The organism is Actinoallomurus sp. NBC_01490 (assembly GCF_036227085.1).
Classification (GTDB): Bacteria; Actinomycetota; Actinomycetes; order Streptosporangiales; family Streptosporangiaceae; genus Actinoallomurus; species Actinoallomurus oryzae.
Genome location: NZ_CP109433.1, coordinates 10330201 through 10343608 on the forward strand (window position 1 = coordinate 10330201; position 13408 = coordinate 10343608).

The 13408-nt window shown below is 72.3% G+C and carries 16 protein-coding genes; 12 read left to right on the top strand and 4 right to left on the bottom strand.

Annotated features, from left to right (window positions below):
• Positions 1-2: 2 nt before the first annotated feature.
• Complete coding sequence (locus tag OG417_RS47455) at positions 3-647, top strand: FMN-dependent NADH-azoreductase (RefSeq protein ID WP_329244257.1); 645 nt, start codon at positions 3-5, stop codon at positions 645-647.
• Between the two features lie 205 nt (positions 648-852).
• Here OG417_RS47455 and OG417_RS47460 read toward each other — a convergent pair whose 3' ends face one another.
• On the bottom strand, positions 853-987 hold the full coding sequence (locus OG417_RS47460; protein WP_329244260.1) for a hypothetical protein: 135 nt from the start codon (positions 985-987) through the stop codon (positions 853-855).
• A gap of 207 nt (positions 988-1194) precedes the next feature.
• On the opposite strand from OG417_RS47460, the gene OG417_RS47465 reads away from it, so the two are divergent.
• The 8 genes from OG417_RS47465 (at position 1195) to OG417_RS47500 (ending at position 7395) form a co-directional block, all read left to right on the top strand.
• The gene (locus OG417_RS47465) at positions 1195-1623 is read left to right on the top strand and encodes a hypothetical protein (RefSeq protein ID WP_329244263.1); all 429 of its coding nucleotides are present in this window, start codon (positions 1195-1197) and stop codon (positions 1621-1623) included.
• 258 nt (positions 1624-1881) lie between these two features.
• A complete protein-coding gene (locus OG417_RS47470) occupies positions 1882-3306 on the top strand; it encodes a hypothetical protein (protein WP_329244265.1) in 1425 nt (474 codons plus the stop codon).
• On the top strand, positions 3303-4439 hold the full coding sequence (locus OG417_RS47475) for an ARPP-2 domain-containing protein (protein ID WP_329244269.1): 1137 nt from the start codon (positions 3303-3305) through the stop codon (positions 4437-4439). Before OG417_RS47470 ends, OG417_RS47475 begins: the two co-directional genes overlap by 4 nt.
• Positions 4440-4489: 50 nt before the next feature.
• Positions 4490-5224, top strand: a complete 735-nt coding sequence (locus OG417_RS47480; RefSeq protein ID WP_329244271.1) for a DUF6348 family protein — start codon at positions 4490-4492, stop codon at positions 5222-5224.
• Positions 5225-5341: 117 nt separating this feature from the next.
• Positions 5342-5641 carry a hypothetical protein gene (locus OG417_RS47485; RefSeq protein ID WP_329244273.1) on the top strand — a complete coding sequence of 100 codons (300 nt, stop codon included), beginning with the start codon at positions 5342-5344 and terminating at the stop codon, positions 5639-5641.
• On the top strand, positions 5623-5946 hold the full coding sequence (locus OG417_RS47490) for a hypothetical protein (RefSeq protein WP_329244275.1): 324 nt from the start codon (positions 5623-5625) through the stop codon (positions 5944-5946). Before OG417_RS47485 ends, OG417_RS47490 begins: the two co-directional genes overlap by 19 nt.
• 23 nt (positions 5947-5969) lie before the next feature.
• On the top strand, positions 5970-6476 hold the full coding sequence (locus OG417_RS47495) for a DinB family protein (protein WP_329244278.1): 507 nt from the start codon (positions 5970-5972) through the stop codon (positions 6474-6476).
• Positions 6477-6570: 94 nt separating this feature from the next.
• Complete coding sequence (locus OG417_RS47500) at positions 6571-7395, top strand: Imm1 family immunity protein (RefSeq protein WP_329244280.1); 825 nt, start codon at positions 6571-6573, stop codon at positions 7393-7395.
• Here the strand turns inward: OG417_RS47500 and OG417_RS47505 are convergent.
• Together OG417_RS47505 and OG417_RS47510 are read right to left on the bottom strand one after the other, a co-directional pair.
• Positions 7392-8135 (bottom strand): dienelactone hydrolase family protein, encoded by a 744-nt coding sequence (locus OG417_RS47505; RefSeq protein ID WP_329244283.1) that lies wholly within the window; start codon positions 8133-8135, stop codon positions 7392-7394. The two genes, OG417_RS47500 and OG417_RS47505, sit on opposite strands and share 4 nt — an antisense overlap.
• Before the next feature lie 144 nt (positions 8136-8279).
• Positions 8280-9113 (bottom strand): hypothetical protein, encoded by an 834-nt coding sequence (locus OG417_RS47510; protein WP_329244285.1) that lies wholly within the window; start codon positions 9111-9113, stop codon positions 8280-8282.
• 296 nt (positions 9114-9409) lie between these two features.
• On the opposite strand from OG417_RS47510, the gene OG417_RS47515 reads away from it, so the two are divergent.
• Entirely contained in the window at positions 9410-10579 is a 1170-nt protein-coding gene (locus OG417_RS47515) for a helix-turn-helix domain-containing protein (RefSeq protein ID WP_329244288.1), read from the top strand.
• Between the two features lie 11 nt (positions 10580-10590).
• Here the strand turns inward: OG417_RS47515 and OG417_RS47520 are convergent, their stop codons facing one another.
• Entirely contained in the window at positions 10591-12147 is a 1557-nt protein-coding gene (locus tag OG417_RS47520) for a hypothetical protein (RefSeq protein ID WP_329244291.1), read from the bottom strand.
• Between the two features lie 333 nt (positions 12148-12480).
• Here OG417_RS47520 and OG417_RS47525 point away from each other — a divergent pair, with 333 nt between their 5' ends.
• Together OG417_RS47525 and OG417_RS47530 are read left to right on the top strand one after the other, a co-directional pair.
• Positions 12481-12984 (top strand): hypothetical protein, encoded by a 504-nt coding sequence (locus OG417_RS47525; RefSeq protein WP_329244294.1) that lies wholly within the window; start codon positions 12481-12483, stop codon positions 12982-12984.
• Positions 12981-13343 (top strand): hypothetical protein, encoded by a 363-nt coding sequence (locus OG417_RS47530; protein WP_329244296.1) that lies wholly within the window; start codon positions 12981-12983, stop codon positions 13341-13343. Before OG417_RS47525 ends, OG417_RS47530 begins: the two co-directional genes overlap by 4 nt.
• The last annotated feature ends 65 nt before the right edge of the window (positions 13344-13408 follow it).

Here is a 13408-nt window from a genome sequence, read left to right on the forward strand (position 1 = left end):
CAATGGCTCATCTGCTGCACATCGACTCGAGCATCAAGGGCGACCAGTCCGTCAGCCGGAAGCTCAGCGCCCGCGCCGCCGACGTATGGCGCGCGGCTCACCCCGGGGGGACCGTCACGTACCGCGACCTCGGCGCGCATCCGCTCCCCCACCTCGACACCGCGGGCGGCCTGGCCCGGATGGTTCCGCCGGAAGACCACACGCCGGAGCAGGCGGCGTCGTGGCGGCTCACCCAGGAGGTGATCGAGGAGGTCAGGCAGGCCGACACGATCCTGCTGGGCCTGCCGCTCTACAACTACGGCGCACCGAGCAGCGTCAAGTCCTGGGTCGACCACCTGATCGGGCCGGGGTCGGTCGACTACGAGAGCGGGACGGGTCTCCTCGACGGTCGCGAGTTCATCGTCCTGGCCAGCCGCGGCGGTGGCTACGCCCCCGGCACGCCCCGCGACGGATGGGACCACGCCGAGCAGTGGCTGCCGCACGGACTGTCGATGACCGGCCTGGAGCCGCGCTTCATCACCGCCGAGCTGACGCTCGCCGAGAGCACGCCCGCGATGGCCGAGCTGATCCCGCTCGCCGAAAAGAGCCTCGCCCAGGCCCTGGAGGCGATCGACCGGCTCTGGACGCCGACGTCCGTCGCGGTCTGATCGCCGGAGCCCCGGCCGGTACGGCGGGGCCCCGGGGTGCCGTGGCCGGCGTGGGGGACGCCGGCCACGGCACCACATTGACGCCCGCGAGTTCGCCGGACCTCGGCCGCACCTCGCGGGCCTTGACCCTGGCCACGACGACGCCCGACTGGGCCAGGCCGTCGCGGGAGACGTTCAGCGCACTGGCCGGGTCGACGATGCCGAGCTACACGAAGTCGTACTGCGCGGCGACGTCCGCGATCCACGCGGCGCGGGGGTCCTTGCGGAAGTCGCGGTCGCAGGTGTCACCCGCCGGGCAGCCCATGTCGCCCTTCGTCGAGGCCAGGGCGTGCCGTTCCACCCGGGGGAAGACGAGGGGGTGGCGGGGAGGCTCGGCGGACTCCGCGGCGGAACGGACGATCGATGATCTCCCGAGTGCGCGAGATGGTTTCGCGGCCCCCGCGCGGCTCCGGGATCCCGGGCGAGACGTCGCGCACCCCTCGTGCGTGGCCCCTGGGAACGAGGACTAACGTCCTGGTAGGGGACCTGATCAACAAGGAGACACCGGATGAGACTTCCGATGAGGGCGAGGACCCTGCCGGGCCGGGTGACCACCGGCGGATACCTTCTGCACAGCGGGCTCGAGCACTGGAACGGCGGCGAGGAGCAGGCGGAGGGCCTCCACGCGATGGCCTCGAACGCGTTCCCGTTCCTCAAGAGCATCCCCGCGCGCCGGTTCCTGCGCCTTCTGTCGGCCGCGGAGATCGCCACGGGCACGGCGCTGCTCGCTCCGGTCGTCCCGCCGGCCCTGGCCGGCGCCGCGCTCACCGGCTTCTCCGGCGGCATGCTCGCCCTGTACGCACGCACCCCGGCGTTCCGCAAGCCCGGCAGCATCTGGCCGAGCCAGGCGGGCCTCGGCGTCAGCAAGGACGTCTGGATGCTGGGCATCGGCCTGGACCTGCTCGCCGGCGCCGTCGCCGACCGCCGGAAGCGCTGACCCCTCCTCCCGTACGGCCGACGGGCGGCCCGCGAGCCGGCAGCCGGGGAAGGCCGGAGGATCGGCACCGCCGGAAGACCCGAGCACTGGGGCGGCCGGAAATGAGCGGTGTCGACCGGCATGCCGGTGTTACGGTGCCGGGGCCGGCCGCGGGACTCCGGTGCGACTTCCGGAACCCGCCTTGTAAGCGATGATTCGCAGCTCGTGCCCCCATTCCCCGGCCGGCCCCGGTGCTCGAGGGGGATTCCGATGGAGACCATGGCGGATCTGATCGCCGCGGACGACGTCCTGCTGTTCGTCAACGCGGCGATCACCTCCACGGGCCAGCGTGAGTTCCACTCCGGCATGGAGGAGCAGAGCCTCTCGCTCGGTTTCCTGCACCGCTACCTGCTCGTCAACTACCGCGACCTGTACGCGGCCACGCTCGCGCTCGACATCAACGACCACAACGCCGCGCTGATCGTGCGGAACCTGCTGGTCACGGCGGCCGAGGTCGACGTCGGGCGGCGGCGGGCCGAGGGCCGCCTCATCGCGCGGCGGCTGGAGCTGCTGCCGCCCCCGCGCGTGTACGCCCTGTTCCGCGAGCTGCGCCGCGCCAGGGTCAACAACCGCCGTACCCGGGCGATCATGCGGGACTGGCTCGCCGCGCGTCCCGACCCGGCGTTCGACGCGGTCAAGTACCGCGGTGCGGTGAAGGACGCCGTACGCCACGCGCACCTGCGCCCGGACCGCGAGGAGGACGGCGAGCTCGGACCGTTCCTGTTCGCGTTCCGGCGGCCGGCCGCGTACCGGACGCCGATCCTGGAGACCTGGCGGCGGGCCCACTACGAGCAGGCCGCGCTCTACGACCTGCCGTACACGGTGGCGGAGGGGTTCGCGGCCAAGCACCGCATCCCGCGCGCCACGTTCCTGGAGCGGATCGCGCCCCGGCTCACCCGGCTGGAGCGGCTGCGCCTGCAGGAGTCGGCGCGCGCACGCGGAGCCGGCGCCGTACGGGCCGATCTGACGACCATGCCGCTCACCCGCCTGGCCTCGTACGTGCTCGGTCTCTCGATGGACGAGCGGGCGCGCCGGCGCGGCGAGCTGACCGGGGCGCTGCGCGCGTCCGCCCGGCGTACCGCCGGTGACCAGGCCGGACGCTGGGGCCGGGTGGTCGCCGTCCTCGACGACAGCTTCTCGGCGTACGGGTCGGGCACCAAGCGCCGCCGCCCGCTCGCGGTCGCGCTCGCGTGCCACTTCCTGCTGGAGGCGCTCGCCGCCGACTACACACCGCTGTGGGTGTCGGGCCGCGACGACGCGCTGCTCGTCCACCCGCACGGCGCGACGCCACTCGGCGAACGCATCCTCGACGGGCTCGACCGCGGCCCCGAGCGGCTCGTCATCGTCTCGGACGGCTGGGACAACGCGCCGCCGGGCCTGGCCGGGGAGGTGCTCCGGGTCTGGCGCACCCGGCTGGACCCCGGCCACACCTGCGGCATCGTGCATCTCAACCCGGTCTACGACGCCGCCGGCTTCGACGTACGCCGGCTGGCCCCCACCGTGCCGACCGCCGGCATCCGCGACGCCGAGGACCTGGTCGCCCTGGCGGAGCTGGCGCGGTTCGCGGAGGGACGCACCGGGCTGCCCGCGCTCCGCGCCCACCTGGACCGCCGCGTCGCCGCCTTCCTCGGGGAGCAGACGTGATCGAGCTGACCGGCCTCACCACCCGTCCCGCCCAGGTCTGGGGCGGCGTACGGCTCGTTCCGCTGGTCCGTGAGACGCCGATCGAGGATCTGCGGCTCGACGTCCGGCTCTACGACGCCGACTTCGGCGTGGTCGCGGTCGACCCGCGGACCGCCTACTACTCCTACATCCCCCACGGGTACGTGGCGACGTGGGACCACGCGCCCGCGGCGGCGTACGGGACCCAACTCCTGGACCCGGCCGAGCGGACGCGGGCGCCCGACCGGATGACGTTGCGGTTCCACCGGCGCATGGCACGCCGCGTGGACAAGAACCGCCTGCGGTTCCTGCCGCTGCACCTTGCCCTGGAGGGCTACCTGGCGCTGCACTTCGGCGGACCGGAGATCGTGTGGGAGGAGTGGTCGCAGCGCGCGATCCGCCACGGGCTCTCGCCTCGCGTCGAGGAGGCCTACACCGGTGCGCTGGTGCGGGGCCTGGACGACGCCCTCCGCGTCTTCGAGATCCACGCCGGTCAGTGCGGCCTGCTCGTGTACGTCGCGGACGCCCTCGCCTCCGCGTTCGTCGTGCCGCACCCCGCCGACTACCGCGCCCTGCACGCCACTCTGCTCCTCGACCTGTACGGCGAGCTGATCTACCACTACGCGATGCTGAGCATGCCGGTGCCCGACTTCCGCGCGCGCATCGCGGACGCGAACGTGCGCTCGCTCGCGGACCTGCGGGCCGAGGCCGCGCGGCAGCACGAGGAGTGGGCGGCCTTCCACGACGGGGCCATGGCGGCCGGGCTGCTGGAGGCGGACTACACCTACGAGCGCGTGTACGACCTGGGCCCGTACCGGCTGTCCCGGTTCCTGCCGCCGTTCGAGCGGCGGCGCGACAACCACGTCGGCGAGGTGATCACCGACGAGAGCGGGCAGGTCGCGTACCTGAAGACGTTCCGGCTGTCGGAGAACCAGGTCCGCCGTGGCCGCCTGCTGACCGCCCTCGCCGCGAACGACTGGAGCCTGCCCGGCACCGCCACCGCGCTCGGCGTGACCGAGCCCGAACTCGCCCGCCGCATCGAGAACGCCGGCTTCGGCCACCTGCTCCGCCAGGACGTCCGCGACCACTACCGCGCCCGCCGCCGCGCCGGCTGAGATCGCGGCGCGAGGCCTCCCGGAGACCCCTGCGTCCCTAAGGTGTCCCCATGAGATCGAGGTGGCGGCGGAACGCCGACGGTGATGGACGGGCGGCGCTGTCGGAACAGGCGGTGCTGGCGATCGTCGCGGAACAGCTGAGCGAGATGTCCGGCCGTCCCTTCGAACTGGAGAACGGCCGCGTGAAGGGACCCGGGTCGACCGCCGTCGTTCTCGCGAAGCGGCCGGACCATGCGGGCGGCGACGGGCACCTGGACCTCGACTTCGTGCTCAACGTCGACCGCCCACAGGACACCACGATCACCGACTGCGTGGCCGGGTACGGCGAAAGTCCCGAGGCCAAGGTTCGCCAAGCGGTCGAGATGTGGGCGGGCACCACGGTCTCGGCGGTACTGGAACTCCTGGCGCAGAACGGCCGGTTCGCCGCCCACCTCGCCCCCGACGATCCCGACGGGCTGCCCGGCTGGCACGCCATCCACGGCGGCGTCATCGGCTGGGGCACGGGCGAGCGATACGAAGCCGCGTCGCAGTGGCTGGGCGACCACGCGGTCCTGCCCGACCTGGCGCCCGCCCTGACCGGCGAACCGTTCGAGCGCCACCATCTCATCGGAGTCAAGGTCTTCTTCGGCAGCACCGACGGCACCGATACCGCGGAAGTACGCGTCAACGGCAGAGTCCACCCGGCCGCCTCCCAGGCTCTGCGGGACATCGCCTGGCCCCGCACCGCCGGCAGCGCCTACGCGCGCACGTTCATCCTGCTCGTCCACGGCCCCGAAACGCACTGATCCCCGGCACCGCCGACGTCGGCGCCCGTCCGTGAGGCCGGCGCTCACCTTCGTCTTCCCCTGCGCCGACCAGCCGCTTCCTACGGTTGTCCACACCACGAGCGGGGGGACGGCCGAATGCACAAGACCGCACGACCGCGCCGGCGTACGGCCGTGCCAGAGGCCGCCGAACCCGATCGGCGGCTCCGTACCGTGTGGTGGGTCCTGTGGGGCTGGACGGCGGTGCGCCTGCCGGGCGGCGGTGGCGCGTGGCACTACTTCACACAGGGCAGCCGGCTGCTGTTCGGCGACGACCGGGGGCAGGGCCTGCAGTTGTGCGCCGCCCACCCCGATCTGCGGATCGGGCCGGTCGCCTTCCTGGTCGTCACGCCGCTGCGGCTGCCACACCGGGGCGACCAATGGCCATCGTCGCGATGAGCGCCACCGGGCCGCTCTTACTCTGCGCGCTGAGGCGGCTCGTCCCCGACAACGCGCGGCGGCCGTCGAGGCTGCTCGCCGACGGGCTGTCGTTCCTGCCGGTGTGGGCGGGGCTGGTCAGCCACGCCGGCCAGCTCGACGACGTCCTGACGCTGACGTTCGCGGTCGCGGCGCTGCACGTCGCCCGGCCGGTCGCGCACGTCGCGCCGATCTCCCTGCACGTCCTGGCTGCCGCGTGTCGGGTACGTCCTCGTCATGGTCGCCGTCGTCCGGCTGCCCGACCGGCACGGCCGGCCGTGGCCTGACCGAACGCGTTACCCTGCCCCGCGTGAGCGAGGACACGGCCACCACCGAACACGATGATCTGCTGTTCTTCCTGAACCGCCTGCGCGACGCCGTCGTCCGCACGTCGGAGGGGCTCACGGACGGCGAACAGCGCGCTCCGGGCGTGCCGTCGGGCACGAACCTCCTCGGGCTGATCCGGCACCTGACCGCGATGGAGGAGCGCTGGTTCCGGCATCTCTTCCTGGGCGAGCCGGCGGGCGGCGACGGTTCCATGCGGGTGCCGGAGGCCGTGACCCGCGACGAGGTGGTCGCCGCGTACCGCCGGGCGTGCGAGGAGAGCGACCGCGTCGTCCGTGCCTGCCCCGATCTGTCGGCCCTGTCCCGGGAGCGGGTACGGCTGCCCGCCTCGACCTCCAGGGACGCCGACCCGGGCGAGCCGCGCGTGGTGACGCTGCGCGCGATCGTGGCCCACATGATCGAGGAGACGGCCCGGCACGCCGGTCACGCGGACATCCTCCGCGAGCTGATCGACGGCGAGACCGACCTGTGACGCACCCGACCGCGCGGAGTCGCGCACCCGCGTCGGGTTTCCCGGCGTCCCCGTGGTGGGACGTACGTGAGGACGCCGCAGCGGGAGATGGGTCGTGTCGATAACGGGCGAGGTCCGGCAACAGGTCGTCGGCGTGATGGAGCTGTCGGCGCAGGCGCGGGAGTCCGTGGAGGAGGCCGGCGAACTCATCGATTCGGCGGCTCGACGCCTGACCGCCGTGCTCACCGCCTCCCGTGATCCGCAGGCCGAGCAGGCCGTACGCTCGCTGCTCCTCGCGCAGGAGCGCCTGGCCGAGATCGCCGGGCTGTTCGGCTGGGTCGCGAGCGAGCTTCCCGTCTTCTTGAACCGCCTCGGCCAGGCGCCGAGCGTCGCGGCCGGCGACGGCCCGGTGGTGACGACCTCACACCGCCGCAGCGGCGAGAAGGGCACCGCGGTGTCGAGGCCCGAGCGTCCCGAGCAGCCCGAGGCCCCCGAGGAGAGGCCGTACATGGGCTGGTGGGGCACGAGGTCACGGGAGGTCGCCGACGCCGGCACCGCCGAGAGCGTCATCGGGGAGGCCGCCGACCGCCTCCTGACCGGCGGGCCCCGCGGGGTCGCGATCCGCTTCGGCAGGGGCGAACGCGAGCAGGCGCCGCTGCGGATCTACATCGACACGTCCGCGGGGCGGGCCGCCGTCTCGTGGCAGGGCAGCGCGGGCGTGGAGTCCGGCGTCGACCCGGACGAACCGCTGGTCGTCGAGGAACACCCGAAGCGCCCGCCGGTCACCATCCCGCCGGAGCGCGCCCGCGTCACCCCGGCGACCGCGATCCGCGCCGCCCGCGAGTACGTCGAGACGGGCCGGCGACCGACCTGCCTGAGCTGGAACGCCGACCCGCCGCCGTCCCGGGCGGAGGAGATCCGGACCGGGGAGGCGCGCTAGCTGAGCGCGTCGGCGAGGAACGTACGGATGGCGGCGAACGAGCGTTCGTCGGTGGGCCGGTCGTAGGCGACGCCGCCCGATCCCGGTACCGCGTTCCGGTGGGTGAAGCCGTGCTGGGCGCGGCCGTAGACGGTGAGTCGCCAGTCGGCGTCGGCGCGGTTCATCTCCTCGGTGAAGGCGACCACGTCGTTCATGGGCACGTGCGGGTCCGCCGCGCCGTGGCAGACGAGGATCTTCGCCTTGACGGCCCCGGTCTCGGCGGGCCGGGAGGTCGCGAGGGTGCCGTGCACGCTGACCGCGCCGGCGAGGTCGGCCCCCTCACGCGCGAGCGTCAGCGCGGCCATTCCGCCGAAGCAGAAACCGACGGCGGCTCGACCCGGTCCGGCTTCGGGGCACCCGGTGAGGGCGTCGAGCCCGGCCTGGGCCCGCCGCACGAGATGGCCGGGGTCGTCGCGCATCGCCATGATGGTGGCCATGGTCCGCTCGCGGTCGCCCCTGACGCCGGCGCCGAACATGTCGCAGGCGAGGACGGCGTACCCCAGCTCGGCGTACCGTCGCGCCTGGTCACACGCGTGGTCGTCGAGGCCGGCGCCGCCGTGGATGAGGAAGATGCCGGGCCGGGGACCGTCGCGGGTCTCGTCCCAGAAGAACCGGCCGTGCAGCTCGACGTCTCCGTCGGAGTACGGCAGATCGCGCGCCGCGGTGGCGGGGGAAGTGGCTCTTTCCGGAGTATTCAACATGCGATGGAGACTAACACCGGAAATTGCTTCTATTGCTTCAACATATCATAATTAATTGAATTTTGATAGCAATTCCCAATTGCGATTACATCTCAATGGAGAAGGGGCGGACGCCGCGCGTCCGCCCCCCTTCCGCCTCACGTTCTAGTGGTGGTGCGACATGCCGGGGCCGCCGTGGTGGGCCGGAGCGCCGGGCCGGTTCGAGCCGCCGCCCTGGTGGTTCCAGGCGCCTCCCGAGTGGCCCGGCTGGTTCCAGCCGCCGCCCGGATGGCCTGTGTGATTCCAGCCGCCTCCCGGGTTGACCGTGTGGTTCCAGCCGTTGCCGGGATGGACCGGGCGGTTCCAGCCCGGGCGGCCCGGCCGGGCCCACACGGGCCGGTGCAGCACCATGCCCCGGTGGTACCAGCCGCCGATGTGGAAGATCGGGACGGCCGGGCGGACCCAGGTCCCCTGGTACGGCGAGGCGACGCGGAGCACCTCGGCGACCGCGGCGTCGGCCGGAACGCACTGCACCGGCACGCTGCCCGCCTCCGCGCTGTTGGCGGTGAGCTCGATGCCGCCGACGCTCAGCAGGTCGGTACCGCCCATGACCGGGGCCCAGTCGCCGACCATGTCGCCGGCGAGCGTTCCCTGGGCCGGCACGGCCCCGCCGCCCCCGGTGACCTGGAAGGTCGAGCGCTCCGCGCCCCGTACGTTGATCCACGCCGCCCCGCTCCAGGACGAGATGGGAAGCGGCGCCTGCAGGCTCAGGCTCGAAATGTGCAGACGGAACCGGGACGGGCCGTCGAACGTGGTCCCGGGCGAGGCGAGCCATCCGTTGAGGACCGCGGCGGTCTGCCCGAGGTTGCCGATGTTGCAGGTGAAGGCGGCGGAGAACGCGGAGGCCTGGGCAGGCGCCTGCCCCACGGCGACGCCGAGGCCACCGACCGCGAGGGCCGTCGTGGCGGTCACGGCGCGCCTGCCGAGCGACTTGATCATCTGAGCTCCTTGTAGGTAGATCTCAGAGACCGACGTCATCACCCGCCCAAGTGCGCCACGGGCGCGCCGCAGGCCCTTTTGCCAGGTCCGATGACGATCAGTACCGGGCCATGGCCGAACCGGCGCCGTACGCGGCGGGGCGGGTCGGAGCACCCATCCGATCGCCGGGACGGCCGTCCCTCGCCGCGACGTATACGACGTATGAACGCAGGTGAACCGGCGTCGAGGCCCCTGGCCAACCCCGAAGGACGGACCGTAACGTGGGTTCTAGCACGGCTGCAGGGGGTGCAGTGATCGTGTCCGATGCCACGACCCTCGGTGACCGGCTGAAGCTCCTCCGGCACGAACGCTCCATGACCCGGGGAGAGCTCGCCGACCGGTCCGGGGTGAACACCGATGTGATCGAGAAGCTGGAGCACGGGCACCGGGAGACCGCCCGTGTCACCTGGCTGATGAAGCTCGCCGGCGCGCTGAGGACGGAGCTGTCCGGCCTGCTCGGCGGGCCCCGCCACTCCGGCACCGCCGTACGCGACGCCGTGACCGCGCCGGAGTCCACTCCCGGCATGGATCCGGACGACGCGGGCGAGACCCCCGACCTCGGCGAACTGCGCCGCGCCGTCGACGGCACGTGGCGCGCCTACTGGTCGGGCGACCTGCCGCACGTGGCGATGAGACTTCCGGGCCTGCTCGGCGAGACGCGTCTCGCCCACCGCGGCCTGGGCGCGCGCGCCGCGACACCGCTCGCCGACGCGCACCATCTGGCCGCGCGCCTGCTGTCGAGCCTGGGCGAGACCGACCTTGCGGCGCTGGCCGCGCGGGAGGCGATCGAGGCCGCCGAGAGCGGCGACGACGAACTGCGATGGACGGCGCTGCACGGCTCGTACTGCTCGGCGCTCCTGCACCAGAACCGCTGCCGGATCTGCGAGGACCACGCCGTGCACATCGCCGAGGACACCGAGCCGCCGCTGGGGGCCGCCGAGCTCCGCCGCCTGACGGTGTGGGGCAACCTGATCCTGACCGCGATGGCCGCCGCGGGCACGACCACGCGGACGGGCGCGGTGAACGACTACGTCGGCCTGGCCCGCTCGGCGGCGGACCGCTTCGACGGCGAGCGCCTCGACTACCACGTACGGTTCGGCCCGTCGGAGGTGGCGATGCACGCCACGCACGCGTACGCGCTCCTGCGGGAGCCGGGACTGGCCCTGCAGGCGGCCGGCGCCGTGCACCGAGAGGACCTCCCGCGTGCGATGTACGGCCGCCACCTGCTCGACGTGGCCCAGGCCCAGGCCCAGCTCATGGACCTGCGGGCGGCCGAGTCGACGCTGCAGGAGGCCGAGAGCCTGTCCCGCCGGTCGTTCCGCGACCACGGCCCCGCGTACCCCCTGGTCGGTGAGCTGATCGAGGAGATGGCCCACGTCTCCCCCGACCTGCGCCGCATGGCCCAAGAGGTCGCGCTCGAAGGCTGAGAGCGCGGACTCTAGGGCAGCGGACGTGCGTCGGCGGACGCCTGCCCCTCACCCGCGCTCTGCGCCGCCGGCTGTTCGGTGCGGTGTACGCAACGACGCACGTCCACGATCGCCCTGACGACGCATACCCCGGCCGTGATCCAGGCGATCAGGGTGCCGCCGGCCAGGACGGCGTAGCACGCGGCGGCCACCAGCGCCACGGCGGTCGTGAGGTGACACGCGACCGTCAGGGAGCGCGGGACGGCGTTCAGCGCCTCGGTCCCCCGCGCCGTGCCGAAGGCGCCCGCGCCCAAGGCCACTCCGACGGCGGCGAGGACGTACGCCACGATCTCCGCGACGCCGTGGGACCCGGGGGCCGCCGCCACGACCACCACCCGGACCGCGGCCAGCCAGGACAGCAGCCCCAACGCCGTGAACAGCACCCGGCCCGTCACGGGCGGCTGCGGCAGCGCGGCCCCGAACCGCCACGTGAACGCTCCCCAGCAGGACAGGAACAGGGTGAGGTTCAGCAGCCCGGACCAGGTCGTCGTCGACATGGTCGACTCCACCGCGGCTCCCGCCAGCGACAGCAGGGCCGGCAGGCCCCAGCGCCAGGCCGACGGCGCGCTGTCGGTGCGACTCACGGTGGGTGCCGCGATGAGCGCGTAACCGGCCACGGCGGCCAGACCTCCCACCACGGTGGGAAGCTCCAGCCTCAGAGGGTGGGAGCTCACGGCCAGGACGACGGCCAGGAGAACGACGACCTGGCCCAGGGCGGCGGCGATGCGCTGCCGGGTGACCTGCCCGGCCGCCGGTTCGCGCAGGGGCCGGAGCCGCCAGGACTCCCACGGGTCGTCGGACTCTCCCTTGTCGAACCGCTCGTGCGCCTCCCGCTGCTCCGCGGTCATGCCCCGGGACGTCTGCTGGGGGCTCTCCTGCCGAGTCGGCGCCTCGGGCCGCCCGGCGCGCGCCCGCTCGGCCTTCCGTCGCTCGGCCTCCCGCCGCTCGTCCCGCGCGACGTCGCTCTCACTCGCCGCCGGTGCGACGGTCCCGAGGGTGCCCAGGAGCACGACCAGGAGTGCCAACACGGTGGGATAGGGAAAGTGCAGGTACTTTCCCAGGTTTCCCACCGGGACCGGGGACGCCTCCTTCGTGCGCTCGTACATGGGCCACAGCATGATCGCGACCGCGGTCAGCGGAAGCGACGCGACGAGCGGCACCAGTACGCCGCGGATGCCGCGGGACAGGCGCGCCGCGCTGGTCGCCGTGCCCACTCCCAGGAACACCAGCACGGCGCCGACGCCTCCGAGCACCTCCGCCCCGGCCCACTGGTTGGTCTTGGCGTCCGCCCGGCCGTTCCTGATCGCCTCCTCGTACGTGAAAGTGCGGTTCTGCCAGGCACGCGTGCCAGTGACGATGCAGCGGTCCCCCGGGCTCATCTGCTTGCCGTCACAGCTCGGCGTGCCGGTGTATTCGGCTCTGGGCGCGTCATGCCCTGATTGCACCGCGTGGCTCACGATCAACCAGCCGGCGACCAGCATCAAGACGCCGAACAGCACGCCGAGCCAGCCGATCTTCTCCTTGCGCATGCGCTTCCCATCACCGCGGTCACGTCGGATCCCGTTGGGGTCCGATCGAGTCTCCTACGAATCAGGGCGGCCGTACGCTGAAGGAACGCTGATTGTGGATAATCCACGTCCGACGCCGACGATGCTTGACGACCTCAGCGGTGGTCCGCGGCTCTTCCCGGCGCCGAAGGACCGCATCGGCATGACGCTGACGGGCTCGTACGGCTCGGCCCTCGCGCGGCCGGTAACGGACTCCGCCTGCCCCGCCGGAACCAGATGGCAACGGATATCGTCCGAACCGAACGGGGAATGGCTTTTCAGCGGTAAGGGTTCCGACGTACGACAGGGGGATGCGTGGCCGGCGGTCTCGCTCGCGGTAGTGCGGGGATCTTCGAAAAAGTCGTCACCAAGTTCTTCCGTCGAGCTCCCAGGAGCGAGGGACTCAACGCGTACCGCAGTGTCTCGCAGAGCGTTCCGGGTGGTAAGAGCGGGCCACCCATCAGTTTCAACCAGCTGAGGCACGAACTGGGCCAGACCGGCCTGTGGCACCATGTCAAGGACTACGACCTCGTGTACGAGCCGAAGATCGAGGGGCCTCCGGGTCGGAAGATCTACGGCAACAGTCCGTACAACGTCGATGGCACTCCCAAGCTCGGCCCGACCGGCCGACCGAAGATCGAGTTCTCCGACGACGCCCTGTCCGACATGGAGCAGGCCGTACGGACCGCCATGCACGAGAGCTGGCACCAGCGAAACCTCGCGGCGCGCGGCGTGCCGGGCCTCGAGAACGAAGCCGTCAAGTATGAGGATCAGATGTACCAGGTTTACCTGAGCAGGAAACGAGGACGAGGACTGTGAGCTCCAACCGGTGGCGCGGGTATTCCTCCGACGAGATCGCTACCCTGTCGGACTGGGACATCTTCTCCCCGGCGCTGTGTGAGCACCGCTGCCCCCACTGCAGCCGGATCATGCTCCGCATCTACATGTACACCTCTCGGCTGACCGGCGATCTGTCCACCCAGATCTGGTGCTCCAACTGCCACAGCTATTCCGGCTGGACGGGCCCGGCGCCCGATGACGTCATCGTGCACGATCCGCTGGCGCAACTGCCTGCGGAAGAGTTCGACGCTCTCAACAAGGACGAGGACACCTTGTTCGGCTACCTCGACCGGCTGTGGGAGCAAGGCACGCTTCCCCAGCGGATCACCCCTCGTTGAACACGGCGTTCACCAACGTCAGAGGTTGACGGCCGCTCCGCCGGGCGGCCCGATGTCCGGGGCAC